Source organism: Aeromonas rivuli (assembly GCF_000820045.1).
GTDB classification, from domain to species: Bacteria; Pseudomonadota; Gammaproteobacteria; order Enterobacterales; family Aeromonadaceae; genus Aeromonas; species Aeromonas rivuli.
On the sequence record NZ_CDBJ01000059.1, the window covers coordinates 1 to 1,568 of the forward strand.

General features: G+C 61.9%; 2 protein-coding genes and 1 pseudogene. All 3 read right to left on the reverse strand.

What is annotated here, in order from left to right; all coding sequences use genetic code 11:
• On the reverse strand, positions 1 to 578 hold a 578-nt coding region (locus BN1130_RS14335), incomplete at its 3' end, for a baseplate J/gp47 family protein (protein ID WP_042042800.1).
• On the reverse strand, positions 575 to 898 hold the full coding sequence (locus tag BN1130_RS14340) for a DUF2590 family protein (RefSeq protein ID WP_042042801.1): 324 nt from the start codon (positions 896 to 898) through the stop codon (positions 575 to 577). The genes BN1130_RS14335 and BN1130_RS14340, both read right to left, overlap by 4 nt.
• Before the next feature lie 16 nt (positions 899 to 914).
• Positions 915 to 1,568, reverse strand: a pseudogene (locus tag BN1130_RS22905) (phage tail tape measure protein); the annotation flags it as partial.

Sequence of the window (1,568 nt, forward strand, 5' to 3'; positions counted from 1 at the left end):
TCCTTGTCGTCGTTGCGCGCCGACAAAATGCCGGTCACCGCCTCGCTGAGCAGGTTGTAATAGCCGGGGGCCAAATTCCAGGCCGCGCCTGCCTGCTCGGCTTCGCACACCACCTTGGCCACCGCTTCACCGGCGGGGCTGACCACGGTTTGCAGAGGCTTTAGGCTGTATATGGTGCCGTTGATGCGCTCGGTGCTTATCCAGATATCGGCCGGGATGGTGACGGCATCCTGGGGGCTGGCCTTGACGAAGTTGACCAGGCCCCGGGTCTTTTGGGCTGCCTTGCGGGTCAAGTCCACATCCCAGGCTTTGAGGTCGAGATAGGTATCGGTGGCGGTGGCCGCGAACGTATTGGGCAGCACATGACCGGCCAGCAGTTCGCGGATAAGCCAGAGCGCCGGGGTAATGACCACACCGCGCACCAGCCGCCAGAACGGGCTCACGTCCGAGTCGTTGGTGATGAGGGAACCGGCGGCCTCCACCTCCTTTTTGAGCTCAGCCTCCATCGCCTCGGCGGTGGTCGGCACACCGGTTTCGCTCAGCAGGGCCATAAAATCAACGGTCGGGCGCAGGTTCACAGGGTTACCTCCAGGGGGCCAAATTCGTAAGTGGTGGCGGTGACCAGCACCCGGTCGGCGGCCTCTTCATTGATGAAGATGGTGCCGGGCACCAGCCGCTCGTCACGTTCAACCAGCAGCTCAATCTCGGTCAGCACATCGGCGCGCAGGGTCGGGCTGCGCTCGCCGATGAGCTTGCGGGCCAGCCCCGACTCCATGATGCGGTGCTTGATGTCCTGGCCGATGCTGTGCCTGTCCTGGGTGTAACGGGGCTGGCTACCGGCATCGAGCAGCCAGGCGCCATCGTTGACCAGGATGTCGATGTATTTGGGATCGCTCATGGCTGTTGTGCTCCTATCATCCGCGCTGCTCGACCCAGGCGCTTTTCTCCAACTCTTCTGGCGTCGGTAGATTGGGGCTAGTGATATGTACCTCGCCGATGTGCATGGATTTGGTGGGTTTCTGGTTGGCGGTGGTCGCCGCCGCGTTGGCTTGGATCAGTTGTTGGCCAAGTCCTCCTGCGGGGATCCTGCTTTGATCTGACTGGCGATAACGGGCCAGCGGGGCGTTGGTCACGGTGGTTGATGATGCCGTGTCCGGGAGGGATTGTGCCCATTTTGGCAGCACATCAACGGCCAATGTGCTGGTGTCAAACTGCGTCCCCAAAAACTGGTTGGATGCGTCGAGCGCGATTTTGATGAGTTTGATCAGCGCCCGCCAGGGGGTGAGCAAGGTATCAAACACACTGCCGAGTACGTCCCCCATGCGGCGGCCCGCGTCGGTCACACTGTCGATCCCGACCCCAGCCTGGTCAGTTTGCTCAAAGAAGGTGCCAAGCCAGGCGATCCCCTGGCCAAGCAAGCCCACAATCAGGGTGAACAAGTCCGCCAGGGGGGCCAGCGCTTGAGAGGCAAGCGGGCCAAAGGTGTCAGCCATGCCGCCAAAGAAGGCACCCAATAGCTCAAAGTCGGTCAGCACGGCGAAGGTGGCGCGCAGCTCATCCCAATAGAC